The 19,023-nt window shown below is 64.4% G+C and carries 18 protein-coding genes, 1 tRNA gene and 2 pseudogenes; 19 read left to right on the forward strand and 2 right to left on the reverse strand.

Annotation, left to right across the window (positions count from 1 at the left end; translation table 11 throughout):
- The first annotated feature begins 9 nt into the window (after positions 1-9).
- The 19 genes and pseudogenes from V6590_RS16045 to V6590_RS16135 all read left to right on the forward strand — a co-directional run bounded on the left by V6590_RS16045 (position 10) and on the right by V6590_RS16135 (position 16,370).
- Positions 10-348: a DUF2190 family protein gene (locus V6590_RS16045; protein ID WP_335424688.1), complete on the forward strand. Its 339-nt coding sequence runs from the start codon at positions 10-12 to the stop codon at positions 346-348.
- A gap of 1 nt (position 349) precedes the next feature.
- Complete coding sequence (locus V6590_RS16050; RefSeq protein WP_335424689.1) at positions 350-664, forward strand: head-tail joining protein; 315 nt, start codon at positions 350-352, stop codon at positions 662-664.
- On the forward strand, positions 661-1,302 hold the full coding sequence (locus tag V6590_RS16055) for a DUF6441 family protein (protein ID WP_335424690.1): 642 nt from the start codon (positions 661-663) through the stop codon (positions 1,300-1,302). The genes V6590_RS16050 and V6590_RS16055 overlap by 4 nt, the downstream gene beginning before the upstream one ends.
- Before the next feature lie 259 nt (positions 1,303-1,561).
- Positions 1,562-2,089: a helix-turn-helix domain-containing protein gene (locus V6590_RS16060; protein WP_335424691.1), complete on the forward strand. Its 528-nt coding sequence runs from the start codon at positions 1,562-1,564 to the stop codon at positions 2,087-2,089.
- Positions 2,090-2,163: 74 nt separating this feature from the next.
- A complete protein-coding gene (locus tag V6590_RS16065) occupies positions 2,164-2,889 on the forward strand; it encodes a hypothetical protein (protein ID WP_335424692.1) in 726 nt (241 codons plus the stop codon).
- 40 nt (positions 2,890-2,929) lie between these two features.
- On the forward strand, positions 2,930-3,370 hold the full coding sequence (locus tag V6590_RS16070) for an acyl-CoA transferase (protein WP_335424693.1): 441 nt from the start codon (positions 2,930-2,932) through the stop codon (positions 3,368-3,370).
- 23 nt (positions 3,371-3,393) lie between these two features.
- Positions 3,394-4,338 carry a phage tail tube protein gene (locus V6590_RS16075; RefSeq protein ID WP_335424694.1) on the forward strand — a complete coding sequence of 315 codons (945 nt, stop codon included), beginning with the start codon at positions 3,394-3,396 and terminating at the stop codon, positions 4,336-4,338.
- A gap of 11 nt (positions 4,339-4,349) precedes the next feature.
- The gene (locus tag V6590_RS16080; RefSeq protein ID WP_335424695.1) at positions 4,350-4,757 is read left to right on the forward strand and encodes a phage-derived protein YdaY family protein; all 408 of its coding nucleotides are present in this window, start codon (positions 4,350-4,352) and stop codon (positions 4,755-4,757) included.
- 113 nt (positions 4,758-4,870) lie between these two features.
- Positions 4,871-5,026, forward strand: coding sequence for a DUF7697 family protein (locus tag V6590_RS16085; protein ID WP_434063271.1), 156 nt, complete (start codon positions 4,871-4,873; stop codon positions 5,024-5,026).
- Complete coding sequence (locus V6590_RS16090) at positions 5,010-7,106, forward strand: phage tail tape measure C-terminal domain-containing protein (protein WP_335424697.1); 2,097 nt, start codon at positions 5,010-5,012, stop codon at positions 7,104-7,106. Before V6590_RS16085 ends, V6590_RS16090 begins: the two co-directional genes overlap by 17 nt.
- Positions 7,107-7,733 carry a phage distal tail protein, Rcc01695 family gene (locus V6590_RS16095; protein ID WP_335424698.1) on the forward strand — a complete coding sequence of 209 codons (627 nt, stop codon included), beginning with the start codon at positions 7,107-7,109 and terminating at the stop codon, positions 7,731-7,733. It begins immediately after the preceding gene.
- A complete protein-coding gene (locus V6590_RS16100) occupies positions 7,730-8,029 on the forward strand; it encodes a hypothetical protein (RefSeq protein ID WP_335424699.1) in 300 nt (99 codons plus the stop codon). The genes V6590_RS16095 and V6590_RS16100 overlap by 4 nt, the downstream gene beginning before the upstream one ends.
- A pseudogene (locus tag V6590_RS16105) lies at positions 8,026-8,909 on the forward strand (DUF2163 domain-containing protein); the annotation flags it as partial. The gene V6590_RS16100 and the pseudogene V6590_RS16105, both read left to right, overlap by 4 nt.
- A gap of 51 nt (positions 8,910-8,960) precedes the next feature.
- A pseudogene (locus V6590_RS16110) lies at positions 8,961-9,368 on the forward strand (C40 family peptidase); the annotation flags it as partial.
- 5 nt (positions 9,369-9,373) lie between these two features.
- The gene (locus tag V6590_RS16115; RefSeq protein ID WP_335424700.1) at positions 9,374-13,345 is read left to right on the forward strand and encodes a baseplate multidomain protein megatron; all 3,972 of its coding nucleotides are present in this window, start codon (positions 9,374-9,376) and stop codon (positions 13,343-13,345) included.
- 12 nt (positions 13,346-13,357) lie between these two features.
- The gene (locus tag V6590_RS16120; protein ID WP_335424701.1) at positions 13,358-15,241 is read left to right on the forward strand and encodes a DUF2793 domain-containing protein; all 1,884 of its coding nucleotides are present in this window, start codon (positions 13,358-13,360) and stop codon (positions 15,239-15,241) included.
- A gap of 17 nt (positions 15,242-15,258) precedes the next feature.
- Positions 15,259-15,405 (forward strand): hypothetical protein, encoded by a 147-nt coding sequence (locus V6590_RS16125; protein WP_335424702.1) that lies wholly within the window; start codon positions 15,259-15,261, stop codon positions 15,403-15,405.
- A 69-nt stretch (positions 15,406-15,474) separates the two neighbouring features.
- On the forward strand, positions 15,475-16,110 hold the full coding sequence (locus tag V6590_RS16130; protein ID WP_335424703.1) for an N-acetylmuramoyl-L-alanine amidase: 636 nt from the start codon (positions 15,475-15,477) through the stop codon (positions 16,108-16,110).
- A 23-nt stretch (positions 16,111-16,133) separates the two neighbouring features.
- Complete coding sequence (locus V6590_RS16135) at positions 16,134-16,370, forward strand: hypothetical protein (protein ID WP_335424704.1); 237 nt, start codon at positions 16,134-16,136, stop codon at positions 16,368-16,370.
- Positions 16,371-16,429: 59 nt separating this feature from the next.
- Here the strand turns inward: V6590_RS16135 and V6590_RS16140 are convergent, their stop codons facing one another.
- Positions 16,430-18,637, reverse strand: a complete 2,208-nt coding sequence (locus V6590_RS16140; protein WP_335424705.1) for a hypothetical protein — start codon at positions 18,635-18,637, stop codon at positions 16,430-16,432.
- A gap of 279 nt (positions 18,638-18,916) precedes the next feature.
- Positions 18,917-18,993 (reverse strand) — tRNA-Met (locus V6590_RS16145).
- Positions 18,994-19,023: the final 30 nt, after the last annotated feature.

The following is a 19,023-nucleotide window of genomic DNA, read 5'->3' on the forward strand; positions in this document are numbered from 1 at the left end:
AGAACCCTGATGAAGAACTTCATCGCCAATGGCGAAACCATCAACATCACCGCCGCCGCCGTGATCGCCTCTGGCCAGGGCGTGCTAGTCGGCAGCATCTTTGGCGTTGCCGAGGGAGCGGCGGCAATCGGCGAAACCGCCGTCATCCGGCTGGTGGGCGTGTTCTCACTGCCCAAAGCCCCCTCGCAGGCCTGGACGGTCGGCCAGACGATCTATTGGGATGCTGCGAACAGCCGGACCACCAACGTGCTGACGGGCAACACCCGGATCGGCGTTGCGACGCAGGCCGTGGCGGGCGGCGCGGGCGATACGACGGGGATCGTGCGTCTGAACGGCGGCGCGACCTGAAATGTCGGCCTTCTCCATCGCCACGGCCGCCCTCTTCCGCGATCCGAACCTCGCGCAGGATGCGGTCTGGCGATGGGGCGGGGCGGGCGCGCCTTTGGCCGTCCGCGTCATGCTGCGGCGACCGGATGCGGTGACGAGCTTTGGCGAGGGCCGCTTCGTCACCGACAGCGTGATGATCGATGTCGAGTGTGCCGCGCTGGGCGCCCTTGCCCCGGGCGACACGTTCGAGATTGGCGGCGTGACCTACGAAGTCCGGGGCGAGCCCCTACGCGACGCGCTGCGCCACATCTGGAAGGCCGAGGCGCGGGAGGTATGAAGTTCGGCGCCAGCATCGAGGGCGATTTGGCAGCCATCGCCACCGAGATCCTGCAAGAGGCCGAAGCCGCCGTCACGCGCGGCGTCTTTGCCTCCGGGCGAGGCCTGCGCGACGACTGGCGCGGGCAGGTTCGCGGCGCTGGGCTTGGCACACGCCTCGCCAATTCCGTCCGGCAGGCCGACTTCCCGCGCTCGGGCACGTCCCTTCGCGCGGCGAGCCTCGTCTGGACAAAGGCACCCGACATCCTGCACGCCTTCGACGGCGGCGTGCTGATCCGCGGTAAGGACGGGCTTTGGCTTGCCATCCCTCTGCCCGCCGCGGGCCTAACCGGCCTCGGCCGCCAGCGCATCACGCCTTGGCGCTGGGAACAGCGTACCGGCATGCGCCTGAGGTTCGTCTATCGTCGAAACGGGCCCAGCTTGCTGGTCACCGATGATGCGCGGCTGAACAGCCGAGGGCTTGCGGCGGCAAAAGGCGGTCGGCGGCGGCGGGATGGAGTTTTGGCCGGGGCCCAAACGGTGCCCGTGTTCTTGCTGCTGCGGCAGGTGAAGATGCCAAAAAAGCTAGACCTCGATGGGTTGGCACGGGAGGCGACGGCGCGGCTGCCAGGAGCGATCTTGGGGGCGTGGAAGGGGTGACGCCCCTTCCAAAACCGGCAGAAACCGACAAAGTGCAAAAAACTTCAGGGACCCCTCCGGTCACAAACGTCCGCACCCAACCTATTCTCGTTCATCCGCATTGCCGGTTGCTGAATGTTGCATGCTACTTTACCGGACATCCCGACCCCCACTCTCCTGACACATACGTCAATAGGGACCGGTCAAAATCTACCGGAGGTCTGACGTTGAAAATAGCCCCGGCGCATGAGATATATCCTTGCAACGAAAGGATACTCTCATGGCGAACGACGAAGAAAAAGTCGAAAGTGCGAAAGTAGTGGCGCTCCGCCCACGCGGATCGTCCAAAGCAGGACAAGCTTCAGAGCGCAAGTGGGGAAAGAAGGTCATTGAGCTCGGCTTCTGTATTGTCCCCTCCCTGCTTCTACGGGCACAACAGCGTTTGGGACTGAACCCCACTCAGCTCGCAGTGTTGCTGCAGTTGTGCGACTTCTGGTGGGAAGAAGCACGGAAGCCTCACCCGGGAGTGAAGCGACTCGCTGAGCGCCTGAGCCTAAGTGAGCGCCAAGTTCGACGCTACATCGCCGAACTTGAGCAGGCCGGTTTGGTGCAGCGGATCGAGCGGCACGCATCGCACGGCGGCAAACAAACGAACATCTATGACCTGTCGGGCCTTGTCAGAAAACTGAAGGATCTCGAGCCAGAGTTCAGGGAAGTTGAAGACGATGCGAAGGAAGAGCGGCTTGCCGTGTCCAAGAGAGGATACAAGCGGGTGGCTAACAAGGCCAAGGCCGTGAACGCAGAATAACTACGGCCCAAAAAAAGCTGAGCCCCGGGCGCATACCTGAGGCAGAGGCGGGTCCGGGGCGAACGAGGTGGAAGATGACGGGCAAGGACGCTGATGTCAAGGGGTACGCCTACAGTGCGGACGCACTTTCCGAACTAGAAGCAACGCTGTCAGCAGAGCGCTTCGCAACCTATCGTGCAGCCACGGGCGGTGACCGCGAAGCCGCAGCGCGTCTCTACACGTGGAACACAGCCGTCAGCGCCTCGTTCTATGGGCCTCTGCAAGCGCTTGAGGTTGCGGTTCGCAACGCGATGCACGCACAGCTGTCCTCATGTTACGGTGCAACTTGGTATGACAATCCGGCAGCGGGCTTGGACAATGGCGCTAATGCCAAGGTGGTCCAGGCGAAGTCCGACCTTGCACGCAGTTCCTACCCAGTTGATCCTCCTCACGTAATCGCTGGGCTTTCATTCGGTTTCTGGGTTTCGCTTCTCGGACGCGGAGGTCATATGGACCCTGCGCGAAGCAAGAGAGCGAACTATGAAATGACGCTCTGGCGACCTGCACTGAGGGCAGCATTTCCGAATGCAACTTCGCTGAACCGAACTGGCGCACATACGCCACTCGACTACCTTCGCACTTTTCGAAATCGGATTGCCCACCACGAGCCCATCTTCCAGCGGCATCTTCAACAGGACTACCAGAACATCCTCGATGTCATGGGCTGGATTTGCCCCCACAAGAAAGCATGGATGGAAGCCCACTGTCGTGTGCCGGAGCTTCTGGCGATGCATTACAGCGATGCTCGTCTTCGTTTCTAGTCGATCAACCGGCCGCTAGGCCAAAGGTCAAGGCGACCCCATGCCCACGCAATCCACGGCCGAGCGCCTGCTCGCGTCTCTCCATAGCCTATTGTCCGGCGCAATGCCGCCGGGGGCCAAGGCGCTGCGCAATGCGACCCTGCCGGAGAAGGTGCCTGCCGCCGGGGTGGTGATCCTGCGCGATGGCGATCCGGGGCCGCCGGAGGTGTGGCTGTCACCACCCGGCTACTACTACGAACACCGTGCCGAGATCGAAGTGGTCGTGGATGGCACACCCGCCGCCCGGGATGCCGTCTTTGACGCTCTACGCCTTGCGATCGGCTCGGCGCTGGCCACCGACCGGACGTTAGGCGGCCTTTGCGACTACATCACGCCCGAAGCACCGGAACCGGTGCTGCTGGCGATCGACGGCAATGAGGGTCTGAAGGCGGCGGTGATCCCGGTGATCCTTGCTTACGCCACGACCGACCCGCTTCTCTGAACCCACCCCGAAAGGACTGATCCATGGCCCGCCAGCCCGGCGCGCGGACGCAAGTCGCGTTCGCCTTCGAATCCGTCTACGGCACGCCGCCCGCCAGCGGCTATCGCCGGATGCCCTTTGCTACGACGACCCTCGGCTCCGAACAGGGGCTCCTGTCGCCCGAACTCCTGGGATACGGCCGCGATCCGCAGGCGCCGATCCGCGATGCGGTGAATGTCGATGGCGATGTCGTCATTCCGATGGATGCCGAGAACCTCGGCTTCTGGCTGAAGTCAATCTTCGGCCAGCCGGTGACGACCGGCACCACGCCCCGGACGCACACCTTCCAATCGGGTGGCTTCACGCTGCCCAGCATGGCGATCGAGACGCAGATGCCCGATGTGCCGCGCTTTGCGATGTATTCCGGCCTCGTCGCCGATCGCATCCAGTGGCAATCGCAGCGCTCGGGGCTGTTGACCGCGACGGTAGGCCTGATCGGCCGGGGCGAGACGGTTGCCGCCACAACAGCCGCCGGAACCCTGACGGACGCCACCCTGCCCTTGCAACGCTTTGGCAATTTCCAGGGGTCGATCACGCGGAACGGGGCGGCGCTGGGCAACATCGTTTCAGCGCAGGTGTCCTATGCCAACAACCTCGACCGGATAGAGACCATCCGCAACGACGGGCTCCTCGAAGGGCTCGACCCGTCCATGGCGGCCTTGACCGGATCGATCGAGGCCCGCTTTGCCGATCTGACGCTGGTGAACCAGGCGATCGCCGGTGATCCCTGCGAACTTGTGTTCGCCTGGAGCCTCGGGGCGAACGCGTCCCTCACCTTCACGGTGCACGCCGCTTATCTGCCCCGCCCGCGCATCCCGATCAACGGGCCGCAGGGGGTGCAGGCCACCTTCGAATGGCAGGCCGCGCGGGCCACATCCCCCGCCCGTATGTGCACGGCCGTCCTTGTCAACACGACCACCAGCTATTGAGGAGCCCCTCCATGATCCGCCTGAACCTTTCCCCCGAACCCGCTTGGCTCGACCTCGGTGGCGGGGTGCGCCTACGCCTGGCGCCTCTGACCTCCGCCCTGATCGGCGCCGCCCGCAGTGATGCCCAAGTCGCCAACCTCCCCGAAGACGCGCCCGCCGATCAGGTGGCCGTTGCCTTGGCCAAGGCGATCGGGTCGCTGGCCATCCTCGACTGGGAGGGCGTCGGCAATGCCGAGGGCTATCCCGTGCCGCCGACGCCCGAAGCGGTGGCCGCACTTCTCGACCTCTTCCCGCTCTTCCAGCGCTTCCAGACCGACTATGTGGCCAAGGGCCTGATTCTGGCCGATGAGGGAAACGCCTCCGCGCCCTTGCCGAATGGCACTTCGGCGGGGGCGAAGGCTATTGCGCCGGATGCGTAAAGCCCTGCCCGGCCTGCCCCGCTGACCTCCACCGCCCCCGCACCTTTGAAGCCTGGCAGGTCTGGGAACTGGCCCAGTCCCTCCGCGGCCAGTATCGCGCCATCCCTGGCGGGGTGGTCGGCTGGGACATGACCGCAGCGCTGGCGATGGCACAGGCGCTGGGCCTGAACCGGCTGATCGCGGCCGAGCTTCTGCCCTTGATCGAACCCTTCGCCGTCCGCGGCATCAACGCCCAAGTGAGAGCCCAGAACCATGACGACGCGAACTGAACGCCGAGTCTCGGTGCGCCTTGTCGCAACCGGCGGACAGGCGCTAAAGGCCGAACTGGTGGGTATCGGCCAGGAAGGTGCTCGCGCACTGACCCTGATCGAGGCGGCGGGGCCCCGGGCGGCGGCAGGGCTGAACGCCGCCGGGGTCTCGGCCGGGGAGGCCATGCGCCAGATGCAGGACCTCGCCGATCGCGCGGCCCGCGCCGCGACGGCCTTGCGTCAGGCGGGGGCGGTATCGGGCTCGGTCATGAACACGGTCAATCGATCGACTGGCGTTTCCGGCGGCATGGCGCGCGACGCGGCGGATGTGGCAGCCTATGGCCGGGCCCTCGATGATCTGCGGGCCAAGCACAATCCGCTCTTCGCGGTGGTGCGGGAGTATCGATCGACCCTCACCGAGATCCGGCAAGCGCACCGCATGGGGGCGATTTCCGCGGAGGAGATGACGGCGGCGATTTCACGCGAACGGCAGGCAACGCTGGCCAGCATCGCGGCGATCAAGGGGCGGACCACGGCGCTCGGTGGGATGAGTAATGCCACGCGCAACGCCAGCCACCGCATGGCGAACCTGTCCTTCCAGCTTCAGGACATCGGGGTGTCCCTCGCAGGCGGCATGAATCCCTTCATGGTCATGGCGCAGCAAGGCAGCCAGATTTCCCAGATTTATGGGTTCGGAAATGGCGGGGTCGGGGCGCTCTTCCGCGATCTGGGCGGCATGGCGCGCACTCTCGGCCAAGGGGTGCTGCAAGTCGCCGGACGTTTCCCGCTGGTGACGGCTGCCGTAGCACTTGGCTCGGCCGCGATTGCTGGAATGCGCAACGAGATCAACGAGACGACCGGCGCACAGGTCAGTTTCACGGACGTAGCGCGGGCGGCCTGGCAGGTCTTTGCAGAGGACGTCTATCAGATCGGCAAGCCGGTCTTCGATACGATCCGCGGCTGGTGGGACAATGCCGTCGCCTGGGCCGATTGGGCCAGGGAGCGGATTCTCGACGGCGTCATCTGGATGGGCGACCTCGTCATCAACGCCTTCAAGGTCGCAGCTGCAGGAGCCACTTACGCCTTCCAGGGCGTGCCGGATGCCGTTGGCGCCCTCGCGGTCGGCGCGGCCAACGCCGTAATCGATGCCGTCAACTGGATGATCGAGAAGGCGCTGGCCGGGATCAACGCCCTGGCCGAAGCGGCGAACGCGGCGCTTGAGGCCGTCGGCCTCGATCCGGCCCTGTCCACACTGGACCCGGCCACCTTCCGCATCGACAGCGTGGCAAACCCCTATGCCGCCCGGGATGCGGAACGTCGCGCGGCCTTGGCGGCGCAAATCCGCGGCATCGTCTCTGGCTCGCCCCTCTCGGAATACTTCAACGACGTCCGTGATCGCGCGCTGCAAATCTCCATCACACCCGACGATCCCGCGGCGGGAGGCGCGGGCGGCGGCGGAGGGCCGTTGCAGACGGCCGAGGAAGTGGCTGCCGCAGCCGATGTCGCTGCCACCGGCTGGGCGGCGGTCAGCGAAGCGCTCTCCACCTATGCCGCCGAGGCCGCGAACTGGGGCGGCAGCGTCGGCGAGGCGATCACCAGCGCTTTTCGGGCGGGGGAAGAGGCTGTCGCAGAGTTCGTCCGGACGGGGAAGCTGGATTTCAGCAGTTTGGCGACGTCGATCATCGCCGATCTGGCCAAGATCGCCTTCCGCCGCTTTGTCTTCGGCCCCCTCGCCTCGGCGCTGGGCGGGGTTCTGGGCGGGATCGGCGGGGGTATTGGCGGCGGATCGATCTCGGCCGGGGTCTATCACGCTGGCGGCCGAGTGCCCGGCCCCGCCAGCTTGATGATCCCCGCCGCAGCCCTCGCCGCCGCCCCGCGTTTCCACAATGGCGGCGGCATGGGGCTTGGCTCCGACGAATACGCGGCCGTCCTTCTGCGCGGCGAACGCGTCCTGAACCGTGCCGAGACCCGCGCTTGGGAAGGCGGGGCAGGCACCACTGTCAACATCTATGCCCGTGATGCCGAGAGCTTCCGCGCCTCCCGCGCGCAAGTCGCCTCAGACATCGCCCGGGCCGTCGCCTATGGCCGGAGGAGCAGCTGAATGGCGTTTCACGAGATACGGTTTCCGGACAGCATCAGCCGCGGCGCGAAAGGCGGGCCTGAACGGCGCACCCGCATCGTCGAACTGGCTTCGGGCGACGAGGAACGCAATGCCTCCTGGGCCAACTCGCGCCGCCGCTACGATGTCTCCTATGGCGTGCGCCGGGCCGACGATCTGGCGGCGGTCGTGGCCTTCTTCGAGGCCCGCAACGGCCGCCTGCACGCGTTTCGGTTCAAGGATTGGTCGGACTACAAGTCCTGCCTGCCCTCGGCGGCGCCCGCCCCCACCGACCAGATCATCGGCACCGGGAATGGATCGGCCACCACCTTTGCCCTGACCAAGACTTATGCCTCCGGCGCGCAATCCTGGGCGCGGGCCATCATCAAGCCCGTGGCGGGCAGCGTGACGGTCTCCTTGAACGGGATCGCGCAAGGGTCGGGCTGGTCGGTCAACACGACGACCGGGATCGTCACCTTTGTCGCAGCGCCCACCACCGGTGCAGTGATCCGGGCCGGGTTCGAGTTCGACGTGCCGGTGCGCTTCGACACCGACGAGCTGCCCGTTACGCTCGACATCGAACGCACCGGGTCCATTCCCTCCATTCCCCTGATCGAGGTGCGCCGATGACCCCACCCAAAGACCGCAACACCATGGGCTATGTCGCCTATGTCAGTCTCGCGCTGGCCCTGTCCGCTCAAGGTGGCGCCGCGATCTGGTGGGCGGGCATCATCAACACCCGCGTCGCGATGATCGAACGGCAAGTCACCGAGCTTTCGGTCATCCGCCCCGAACAAATCCGCGACATGGCCGAAGCGCTGCGCGCCATCGCGGTGATCGAAGAGCGGATGATCCGCCTCGACGAGAACATCGCCCGCATCGGCGCCGCCGTCGGCCGCCTCGAACAACAGGACCGCACCCCATGAAGACCCTGCCCTCTGGGTTCCAGGCACATCTGGATTCCGGCACGACAACCCTCGCTTGGTGCTGGCGGTTGCAACGCCGCGATGGCGCGGTGTTCGGGTTCACCGACCACGACCGGGTGCTGGCCTTCGCGGGGACCAGTTTCGAACCCGAGACCGGTTTCGCGGCCAGCGAGATCAGAAGCCTGGGCGATCTGTCGGTTGACGCCCAGGACGTGCAAGGCGCGCTGAGGTCAGACCGGATCACCGAGACCGATATCGCCGATGGCCTCTGGGACAACGCCGCGGTCGAGGTCTTGCTCGTGAACTGGCAAGCGGTCAGCCAGCGCGTCCTGATGCGTCGCGGCAGCATTGGCGAGATCAGGCGGGGGCGACATGCCTTCACCGCCGAAGTGCGGGCGCTGGCGCATCTTCTGAGCCAGCCTGTCGGCCGGACGTTCCAGTATTTCTGCGATGCAACTCTGGGTGATGCCCGCTGCGGGGTAAACCTGTCGGGGCCACTCTATCGCGGCACAGGGTCTGTAACGGCCACGATCGCGACCGGCGGTTTAACGTCGCGACGGGCCTCGGGGCCTTTGCCTCAGGCTGGTTCGATTTCGGGGTGGTGGAATGGACCTCCGGCGCCAATGCCGGGCGGCGGGCGGAGGTGGCAAGCCACACCCTCGCCAGCGGCACGGCCACGATCACCCTCATGGAGGCACCGGTGCGCCCGATCGCCCCGGGCGATGCCTTCGCCATTACCGCGGGCTGCGACAAACGCCACGCCACCTGCCGCGACCAGTTCGGCAATGCGCTGAACTTCCGCGGCTTCCCCTCGATCCCCGGCGATGATCTGGTCACCCGCTACCCGAACGAGACCGACGCGAACTCCGGCGCGCCCTTGCCGATGGCTGAACTCTGCGCCCCGGCCGATCCCGCGCGGGTCGTGGCGATCGCGGAACGCTGGCTCGACACGCCCTACCTGCATCAGGCCTCCGCCCGCGGCCTTGGCACCGATTGCCTCGGCCTTGCCCGCGGCATCTGGCGCGATCTGCATGGGGCGGAACCTGTCGCCCCGCCCCCCTATACCCGCGATTGGGGCGAGAGCAGCGGGCGTGAAGTGATGTGGGAGGCCGCCCGGGCTTTCTTGATCGAGATGCCGGTCACCGCGGCCAAACCCGGGGCGCTGATCCTGTTCCGCATGGTCGCGACCAGTCCGGCCAAGCACTGCGGCATCCTTGTGCCCGGACCTGCCGACAATCTAGCCCTCATCCACGCCCGCGAGACCACCGGCGTCACCCGCGAACTCTTCACCCTGCCTTGGCGCCGCCGCGCCGTGGCGGCTTTCCTCTTTCCAAGCTGATCCCCATGGCAACCATGCTCCTCGCCGCCGCCGGTTCCGCAATCGGCAGCGCCTTCGGTGGTGCGTTTCTCGGCTTCAGCGCGGCCACGATCGGCGGCGCCATCGGGTCCTTTGCAGGCTCCGTCATCGACAGCCTGATCATCGGCTCGCTTGCGCCTGACCAGCGCATCGAAGGCGCCAAGCTTGACGATCTGCGCCTGACCTCGGCCACCGAGGGCGCCGTGATCCCGCGGCTCAACGGCACGATGCGGCTGGGCGGGAACATCATCTGGGCTACAGATTTCCGCGAGGAACAGTTCCGCCAGACCCAAGGCGGTGGCAAGGGCGGCGGGCCCAAAGTCGTCACTGAAGGCTATCGTTACTACGCCTCCTTCGCCGTGGCGCTTTGTGAGGGCCCGATCGGTGGCGTCTGCCGCATATGGGCAGACGGCAAACCCTTCGATGTGCCGGGCGCCGTGATCCGGGTGCATCTCGGAACGGAAAGCCAGATGCCAGACCCGTTCATCGAAGCGAAGGAGGGCGCTGGGCAGGCCCCGGCCTATCGCGGCGTGGCCTATGTCGTGTTCGAGGATCTGGCGCTGGAGACATTCGGCAACCGCCTGCCGCAGCTTTCCTTCGAGGTGATCCGGCCCTCGCCCGATCCCGCCGCCATGGAACGCCTTGTCCGCGCCGTGAACCTGATCCCGTCGGCGGGCGAGTTCGTCTATGCGACCCAGACCGTCACCCGCACCACCGCGGCCCCCGGGCTTTGGAACAGCGGCAGCGGGAATGGCACCTCCACCCCGGAGAACGAGAACAGCGTCGAAGGCCTGCCTGATCTGGTGGCCTCGCTGAACCGGCTGGACGCCGCCCTGCCAGAATGCGAGGCGGTGTCCCTTGTCGTGTCCTGGTTCGGCACCGATCTGCGCGCGGGCAACTGCCAGATCAAGCCGGGCGTGGAATCCACCACCAAGACCACAAACCCGATGGTCTGGCGGGTCAATGGCGTCACCCGCGCCGGGGCCCATGTCGTTTCCACTGTCAACGGCGGCCCGGCCTATGGCGGCACGCCCACCGATGCCGCGGTCGTGCAGGCCATCCAAGACCTGAAGGCCCGCGGCAAGAGGGTGACCTTCTACCCCTTCATCCTGATGGACATCCCGGCCGCCAACACCCTGCCGAACCCGTACTCACCGAATGGCAGCACCCCGGGCCAGCCGGTCTATCCCTGGCGCGGGCGGATCACCTGCGCCCCGGCAGCAGGCTTCGCGGGCACGGTCGACAAGACGGCCACCGCCGCCAGCCAAGTGGCCAGCTTTTTCGGCTCGGCTGCTCCCGCGCAGTTTTCTGTTTCGGGGACGACAGTCAGCTTCACCGGCAGCGGGAGCGATTGGGGCCTGCGCCGGATGATCCTGCACTATGCCCATCTCTGCGCCGCGGCCGGGGGCGTCGATGCCTTCCTGATCGGCACCGAGATGCGCGGGCTGACACAGATCCGCTCGGGGGCAACGACCTATCCCGCCGTCACCGCCTTCATGCAACTCGCGGCCGATGTCAGCGCCATCCTCGGGCCTGCCACCAAGATCAGCTATGCGGCCGACTGGTCAGAATACTTCGGCCACCAGCCTGCCGATGGAACGGGGGACGTGTTCTTCCACCTCGATCCGCTCTGGGCTTCGCCGCACGTCGACTTCGTGGCCATCGACAACTACCTGCCGCTCTCGGACTGGCGCGATGGCGATGACCACCTTGATGCTCTGGCCGCATGGCAGGGGCCGCACCAGACTGCCTACCTGCAAGCCAACATCGAGGGCGGCGAGGGGTTCGATTGGTTCTATGCCTCCTCGGCCGACAGGATTTCTCAAACGCGGACGGCGATAACCGATGGCGCGGGCAAACCTTGGGTCTTCCGCCCGAAAGACCTGCGGAACTGGTGGAGCCAGCCGCACATCAACCGACCCGGTGGCATAGAAAGCGGTGGGCCCACCGCTTGGGTACCCGGATCAAAGCCGATCCGCTTCACCGAAGCCGGTGCGCCTTGCGTCGATCGCGGCACCAACCAGCCGAATATCTTTGTCGATCCCAAATCCTCGGAATCCCTGCTGCCGCATTTCTCGCGTGGCTGGCCGGACGAGTTCATCCAGCGCCGCTACGCCGAGGCCCTGATCGGCTATTGGGCCAATCCGGCCAACAACCCCTCGGCGTCCCTCTATTCCGGCCGGATGATCGAGACCGCCGAGATTGCGCTTTGGACATGGGACGCCCGGCCCTTCCCCGCCTTTCCTGCCCGTAGCGATGTCTGGTCCGATGCCGAGAACTGGCGCCTCGGGCATTGGCTTACCGGCCGCGCCGGGGCGACCGGATTGGCCGAACTCGTCGCCGAACTTTGCGCCCGCGCTGGGCTGGCCGGGTCTGACCTCGATGTGACCGATCTCGCCGGGTCGGTGCCGGGTTTCGCCGTCAACGCGATCGAAAGCCCCCGCGCTTCCATCGAGACCCTCGCCCGCCTCTTCGGCTTCGACGCCTTCGAGGCCGAGGGCAAAATCCGCTTCCGCATGCGGGGGCAGCGGCCGGTGGCGACGATCACCCTCGACACGCTGGTGGCGGCCAACCGCGAGGCCGAGGATCTGGAACTGACCCGGGCGCAAGAGACCGAATTGCCCCTCGCCCTCAAATGGCGGCTGATGGCGCGGGATGAGGAATTTGCAGGCATCACGGTCGAGGCGCGACGGATCACCGTCGACACGGCCCGGATTTCCGCAGAGCAACTGCCCATTGCCTCAACCAGCGGTGCCGCCGAACGCGGGGTGCGCCGGGCTCTCTTCGAGGCATGGGTCGGCCGTGAGAAGGCGAGCTTCACCTTGCCGCCTTCGCGCCTGGCGCTGGACCCGGCCGATGTGATCCTACTCGATCACGACAACCGCCTGATCGAATTTGCCCTGACCTCGATCACCGATGGTGCTGGGCGGCGGGTGGAAGCCCGCCGGTCAGATCGCGCGCTTTATGACCTGGCCCCTGGTTCCGATCGCGGCGCGACTTCGGGCGCGAAGGCCGTCTACGGCCCTCCCCTCGTTGCCCTCATGAACCTGCCGCAACTGTCGGAGGATTTCCCCGACTGGCAGCCCTATGCCGCCGCCCATGCCGCCCCGTGGTATGGTACGGCGGCGGTGTGGCGATCGGCCACCACGGACGGGTTCGCAGTCCTGACCACGATTTCGCGGCCGGGCTGGTTTGGCACCCTGGCCTTTCCCATTTATGCCGGGCCGACCAACCGCTTCGACCGCGGCAATGAACTTTGGGTCGACATGATCGCAGGCCAGTTCGCCAGCGTCAGCGACGCGGCAGTGTTTTCGGGCACGAACTGGGTGGCGATCGAGACCGTTCCTGACCTGTGGGAGATTGTCGGCTTCGCCACTGCCAGCTTGGAATCGCCAGGGCGCTGGCGCCTGACCCGGCTTCTGCGTGGCCTTCTCGGCACTGAGGACGCGATCGCAAACCCAGCCCCCGCCGGTGCGCGGATCGTCGTGCTGGACGGCGGGGTCAAACCCCTGCCAATCGGCAGCGCTGATTATGGCGCGGCCTGGAACTGGCGGATCGGGGCTTCGAGCAAGCCCGCAGGCGACCCGGCGAACCTTGCGGTCAGTTTCGCCCCCTCGGCCCGCGGCTTGCGCCCCTGGCGGCCGTGTCATCCCCGGCGGGTGAACCAACCCGGCGGCGATATTGCGCTCAGCTGGACCCGCCGCACCCGCGCTTTTGCGGGCGACAACTGGGCCCTGACCGAGGTGCCGCTGGGCGAGGCGGCCGAGGGCTACGAGATCGACATCCTGAACGGGGCGGCAGTGGTGCGGACGGTTTCCGGCCTTGCCACGCCTGCCTTCACCTACACGGCCGCCATGCAAACGGCCGACTTCGGCGCCCCCGTTTCCGGCCCCCTCTCGCTTCGCATCGCGCAGATCGGCGCGCTGGGTCGGGGCGCAATCCTCGACATCACCCTTTGATCCGGAGGCCCCATGGCCGACACCCCGAACATCCGCCTCACCTTTCTCGAGGCGAACCAGGCGCAGAAGCATATCACCGTCAACGAGGCCTTCCGCGCCCTCGATGGCCTCGTGCAGCCCGCCGTGGAAAGCATCGGCCTGAACACTCCTCCCGGATCGCCTGTCGATGGTGCCCGATACGTCGTGGGCTCTGCACCGACCGGCGCTTGGGCAGGCCAAGCCTTTGCGATTGCCGCCTGGCAGGATGGGGCCTGGGCCTTCTATCCGCCCGCGGAAGGCTGGTCGGTTTGGGATCGCGCGACGGATGCCGCCCTGACCTTTCTCGGCGGCGCCTGGGTGCGGCAGTCAGCACTACCCTTCCCGGACAACCTCTTCCGCTTGAGCGACGATGCCGATCCGACGCGGCTCGCGTCCTTCGATCTCTCGGGCCTATCGACGGGCACGACCCGCACTTTCACCCTGCCGAACCTATCGGCCACGCTGGCACATCTTGGCAACGCCGCCCAGACCTTCGCAGGGGCGACGACGTTTTCGAATGCGGCGGTGACGATCGGCACGGCGACCACAACCGCTACCTACGGGCTTGGCACCGGCGGCACGACGACCGGGGTCACGAAGACTGTAAACCTCGGCACCGGCGGCGCAGCCGGATCGACGACGGTGATCAACCTTGGCTCGACCATCGCCGGGGCGCTGGGCAGCACGATCATCAACACGCCCACCGTGACTTTCGCGGCCAGCGTCACAGCGATCGGCGCGGCCGCCGCGAATGTCACCGCGCTGGGCTTGGGCCTTGGTGGTGCCTCGCCCGATGCTTCGAACCGGCTGAGCATCAATGCGGCCGCAACGCTTCTGAATAATGCAGGCGGGTCGCATGAGGCTACGATCAACAAGGCTGCGGCCGGGAATGATGCCAGCCTCGCGCTGAAGACCGGCTTTTCGGCGCGGGCGCTGTTTGGGCTTTTGGGGTCCGACGATGTGACTCTGAAGGTTTCGCCGAACAGCTTGGCCTTCTTCGACGCCTTCGTGATCGATCGTGCCACGGGGCGGGCCGAGTTCCCGGAGCCGCTGATCCTGCCCGGCCTTGCTGCGATCCCGGCCGTGCCCCCCGCGGGAAAGCTCGCGCTCTATGGCCGCCAGCGCGCGGGCGCCCCCTGGCTGGAAGTCGTCAGACCTTCCGGGCGGGATTTCCCGCTGCAACCCCACACCGGCTTGAACCGGATCGGTATATGGGCGCCGGTTTCCGGCACCACGATCGCGGCACAAGGGATCGCGCTAACCAGCGTTGGCACGGTCAGCCATACCGCCCTGAGCGCCGGATCGCTTCTGAACAGCTCCCGGCGATGGCGAGTCACATCGGCCGCAGTCGTGGATTCGGTCTGCGACCAGCGCTCGGCGGTCACGACATGCTGGCGCGGGAATGCCGCGGGCCTCGGCGGCTTCACCTTCGTGGCCCGGATCAGCCTGACGACTCTTCAGGCAACCGGGATGGGATTCTTCGGTCTGCTGGCATCGATCGCAGCCCTCGCAGTCACGACAACCCTGGCGACCCTTGTCGAAGCCATCGGCATCGGGTTCCAGCGCGGCACCCATACGAACTGGCAACTGGTCCGCAATGACGCGACCGGCGCGCCGAGCCTTTTGGATCTCGGTGCCGGGTTTCCCGTCGCGACCGCCGGGCTGATCACCCTCACCATTTGGTGCCCGGCGGCGGGCGCTTCGATCTGGCTGCGCGCCGTCAACGAGCTGACCGGCGCCATCTTCGAACAGGAGGTGACGACCGACCTGCCCCAGGCGGCAACCTTCCTCGCGCCGCGTCTCTTCCTCAACAACGGCGCCACCGCCGCGGCCGTCGCGTTCGAATGCACCGGCCTCTACCTCGAGACCGATTTCTGACCCTGAAAGGAGCCTCCATGTCGCCTGCCGCCTCATCCGCCTATGTCGCCGAACTGCGCCAGCAGATCGCTATCCTCTCTGAACGCTGCGCCCTTCTCGCCGCCGAACTGGCCGCCGCCCGGGAGGCGCCAAGCCCCCCACCGGACCCGCCCAAGGCCGGTTGAACCGTTCCCAGACTGCCCCGCGCCCCGCCCTTCCGGCGGGGTTTTTCTTTGCCCGAAAGGACCGAACCCATGACCGACCAGATCGATGCGCTGAAAGCCCTGCAAATGGGTCTGGCGCGCCTCGGCTACTACAGCGGTGCGATCGATGGCCTCTTCGGCCCCCGCACCGATAGCGCCCTGAAGGCTGTCGCCGCAGAACGCGGCGCGATCCGCAACCTGAAGCCTGCGGTGCCGTTGCCAGCCGGGCCCATGATCTTCCAGGGCAGCGCCCGCTATCCCGTGGACGAGATCGTCATCCACTGTGCGGCCACCCACCCGGACTGGATGCGGGGCCAGCCCCTCACCGCCAAGCGCAAAGAGATCGACCGGTGGCACCGCGAAGAACGCGGCTGGCGCAAGATCGGCTACCACCATCTGATCGATCGCGACGGCGCGATCTTGCCTGGCCGCGCCGAGACCGAGATCGGTGCCGGGGTCGAAGGCCACAATCGCGGCGTGATTCATATCTGTCTGATCGGCGGGGCAGGTTCGGCCGCCACAGATCTGTTCGAGCGGAACTTCACCGCCGCCCAGGATCGCGCCCTGCGCGGTCTGATCGATGCCATCCGCGCCGAGACCGCCATCACCCGCATCACCGGTCACAACGACCACGCCGCCAAAGCCTGCCCGGGCTTCGTCGTGCGCAACTGGATCAACCGGGCCTGAAGCCCACCAAAGGAGAGACCATCATGAACCTGATTAACCAGCGCAACCTTCGGCCCACCCGCAAGATGGCCGCTGTCGGCTGGACCAGCCTGCTCGGCCCAATCGTGGCCGCGATCATCGCGCCCTGGCTGCCGGGGCTCTCCGAAGCCTGCGGTGGAGAGGTGGGGGCGTCCCTTGTTGCCGGCGGGCTCGCGCTGGCGCAGGGGGCGGTGAACTTCGTGGCAGGTTATCTGATTAAGGATAGACGCGAAACTACGTAGAGTGTCGCGCGATATACCGAGTCTGAAAGCTGAAGGCGCACCCCTACGACAGAACAAGTTCAAATTGCTCGCCCAACGCCGCGCGGTGAAAAGCGAAAGAATGACGCTGCATCATGAGTGAAGTTGTTCGATGGCTTGAGGTAGGCGAAAACAACGCAATCGGTTAGCGCAGGCTCCTCGTTGCCCGCCTCCATCGCCAGCATCTTGGCTTCTTGGTGCCACGTTTGGGGATCAAACTCCCTCAATCGTCGAAGCACAATCATTAGGATGAATGTCCGGTCGGCGACTTTGAACTTAATATACTGGACTGGCTTTCCAGCGCCTCCTCCACCGCTACGCCATCGCTTGATGCTCTTTTGCAAGCCAAAGAGCCCTGGAGGAGACTGATTTAGAATTGTCGAAATGAAGTCAAACGTGTTCGGTGTAGCCTTGGTTCGATAAATTTCGGATACTGTGGCGCTCCAAAGTGGAGGCAATTGAACGCCGTAGACAGTGGCAGTCTGTCGGTTCTCTGATTGCACCTTTGTCACGCGCACAAGATCATCTGCATCTACAAACGTTATGCGGCGATCCCCGGCACCTTCATCGGTTACACAGAAACCGTTTGCAAGAAACAGGGAGAGCAGATCCTGCTCGTCACCTTCGAAATCAATCTGCTTTTCGATTGCAAAGCGCCGGGTCAAATAGTGAACAAAAGAAACCTCACTATCCAAGTGCTTCGAGATCATCATAAGTTCGCCGATTGACAACACCGGTGCCCACGGTGTGTCCTCGTCAATCAGACCAATTTCCAGGAAGTTATGCCTTGTACTTGTCAGCCGGGCAAAGTGCTCAAAGCAGATACTAAAACGATAGACCAACTTGGGCCGCGTCAGATCCAGATCGATCTTCCGGCCAGAGGCCTTCTCCCGGAGATTCAACGTTGAATGATTGGCGTTCAGATGATGCTGAAGCCGTTGCGCCTGATTAGCGGGATCGATGAAGAGCGCTTTTAGATCATTCTTCAAACTCTTTTCTGCACCTCGACGGGCGCCTGGATTGATCTTTCCCGACTTGGCCTCAAACATGAAAAGGAAGTTCCCGACAACGGCCAAGACATCGTTCTCGTATCGAACTCCGGTCTCCGGATCATCCCAAACCACACCGAAGAAGACCGACGCACTCGGTGCACTCTTGCCGATAACCACCGCAATCTTCTTCTCTAAGTAATTTGCCTTGACCTCTGCGTACTTCTTGAGGAGCTTCTGATCCCCAGCGATAAGCTCCTCAACAATGAGGAATGGAAAGCTATAGGGGCCTTGCGATAGGGCACAAAAAAAGTCGCCGCTCGGCATAACCAAGTACGGCTTCTTCCAAACCGGGTTCGACAGAACGAAATGATCGATCGACGCCTCGTCAACGTCGCCCAGCTGAAATGAGAGCTTCTCAATAGTTTGCGGAGCAATCGGACCCAGTTTTTCAGTCAGATAGGTTCTGGGAACAGTGAATATCCAAGGATAGGCAAGTTCAGCAATCTGAAAGACAGACCACTTCAACTCATCTAGGGAAAGCTCTTTCGCCGCGCAGTGCTGCCTTGCCATTCGAGCTGCCGGATACATTGTGGCGAAGGCATCGGCGCTTTGTAGCACTTCCTCTTTCGTAAGGGCAGACATTAGGTCTCGAATTCTGACCCGGAACTCGTTTAGCCGCTGCTCGATGATCGAGGTGAGAGCCACGAGTGCCTGATACTTTTTGAGGAAATCGTGCTGTACGTTTGTTTCAGCATCCAAGCTGGCGAGGAATTCGCTCATGACTTCGACGCAGGCATCTTGGTCGTAGTGGAACCTGTAATAGGCCGTTTGGCTTTGAACGCGTTTTCGAAAGAATGCCTGCTCAAGCGCTTCATGAGAGAAATCTTGCCTTGCCAGAGATGCTTCAGACAGCAGCGCTATGTCCGCCCAAAGTCTTTGAAATGCTCGCGGCGTCGCGGGCACGGATCGATTGTTTGTGCCGACGGCCACAGCGATCGCCTGAAGGAGCTCGAGCTGATGAAGTTCGATTTTCTTGAAAGTGTCGGTGTTGTTCTGTCGTGCCTCAATCAGCTGCCGCAGCGCAGTTTTTGCGAGGAGGACGTAGGGATCTCGACAGCCAACGAATTGAACGAGAGAGCTCTTGGCCTGCTCGTATCGGTCATGCCATTCAGCAGGGCTAAGTTCGGTGCGCCTTGGAAACATGTCTTCGAGAGGCATCGCATAATAGTAAGGAAAACCCGCAATGCTCTCTGCCATCATTTGCTCCCACGTGTAGACCAACGATAGGTCAGTTCAGTCGATGGAAGCAATTACCGAAGCGAACCGTTGCCAATGAACCTTTGCGTCTGGCCTCCGATTACTGTCGACCTCCGCCCCCTGCGGTTTTCGCGCGTTGCTGATCCTGTCGGGCCACTATCACACTGGAATCTTACGCTGTTTCCGTCCGTTTGTTGACCTATTGTTGACCTGCCGTTGTGAACGCAAAAAGCCGCCCCTCAGGGCGGCTCTTAAGCTATTGATCTAGCGTGGAATTTCTGGTTGCGGGGGCAGGATTTGAACCTGCGGCCTTCAGGTTATGAGCCTGACGAGCTACCTGGCTGCTCCACCCCGCGTCAGTGCTTTTTTGATCGTTGATATTGGGT

The sequence above is a fragment of the Gemmobacter denitrificans genome (assembly GCF_036964905.1).
GTDB lineage: Bacteria > Pseudomonadota > Alphaproteobacteria > Rhodobacterales > Rhodobacteraceae > Gemmobacter > Gemmobacter denitrificans.

Excerpts from the sequence above, each read along its gene's own strand:
- V6590_RS16045 (WP_335424688.1), top strand. The coding sequence starts at position 10 with ATGAAGAACTTCATCGCCAATGGCGAAACCATCAACATCACCGCCGCC.
- V6590_RS16050 (WP_335424689.1), top strand. The coding sequence starts at position 350 with ATGTCGGCCTTCTCCATCGCCACGGCCGCCCTCTTCCGCGATCCGAAC.
- V6590_RS16055 (WP_335424690.1), top strand. The coding sequence starts at position 661 with ATGAAGTTCGGCGCCAGCATCGAGGGCGATTTGGCAGCCATCGCCACC.
- V6590_RS16060 (WP_335424691.1), top strand. The coding sequence starts at position 1,562 with ATGGCGAACGACGAAGAAAAAGTCGAAAGTGCGAAAGTAGTGGCGCTC.
- V6590_RS16065 (WP_335424692.1), top strand. The coding sequence starts at position 2,164 with ATGACGGGCAAGGACGCTGATGTCAAGGGGTACGCCTACAGTGCGGAC.
- V6590_RS16070 (WP_335424693.1), top strand. The coding sequence starts at position 2,930 with ATGCCCACGCAATCCACGGCCGAGCGCCTGCTCGCGTCTCTCCATAGC.
- V6590_RS16075 (WP_335424694.1), top strand. The coding sequence starts at position 3,394 with ATGGCCCGCCAGCCCGGCGCGCGGACGCAAGTCGCGTTCGCCTTCGAA.
- V6590_RS16080 (WP_335424695.1), top strand. The coding sequence starts at position 4,350 with ATGATCCGCCTGAACCTTTCCCCCGAACCCGCTTGGCTCGACCTCGGT.
- V6590_RS16090 (WP_335424697.1), top strand. The coding sequence starts at position 5,010 with ATGACGACGCGAACTGAACGCCGAGTCTCGGTGCGCCTTGTCGCAACC.
- V6590_RS16095 (WP_335424698.1), top strand. The coding sequence starts at position 7,107 with ATGGCGTTTCACGAGATACGGTTTCCGGACAGCATCAGCCGCGGCGCG.
- V6590_RS16100 (WP_335424699.1), top strand. The coding sequence starts at position 7,730 with ATGACCCCACCCAAAGACCGCAACACCATGGGCTATGTCGCCTATGTC.
- V6590_RS16115 (WP_335424700.1), top strand. The coding sequence starts at position 9,374 with ATGGCAACCATGCTCCTCGCCGCCGCCGGTTCCGCAATCGGCAGCGCC.
- V6590_RS16120 (WP_335424701.1), top strand. The coding sequence starts at position 13,358 with ATGGCCGACACCCCGAACATCCGCCTCACCTTTCTCGAGGCGAACCAG.
- V6590_RS16125 (WP_335424702.1), top strand. The coding sequence starts at position 15,259 with ATGTCGCCTGCCGCCTCATCCGCCTATGTCGCCGAACTGCGCCAGCAG.
- V6590_RS16130 (WP_335424703.1), top strand. The coding sequence starts at position 15,475 with ATGACCGACCAGATCGATGCGCTGAAAGCCCTGCAAATGGGTCTGGCG.
- V6590_RS16135 (WP_335424704.1), top strand. The coding sequence starts at position 16,134 with ATGAACCTGATTAACCAGCGCAACCTTCGGCCCACCCGCAAGATGGCC.
- V6590_RS16140 (WP_335424705.1), bottom strand. The coding sequence starts at position 18,637 with ATGGCAGAGAGCATTGCGGGTTTTCCTTACTATTATGCGATGCCTCTC.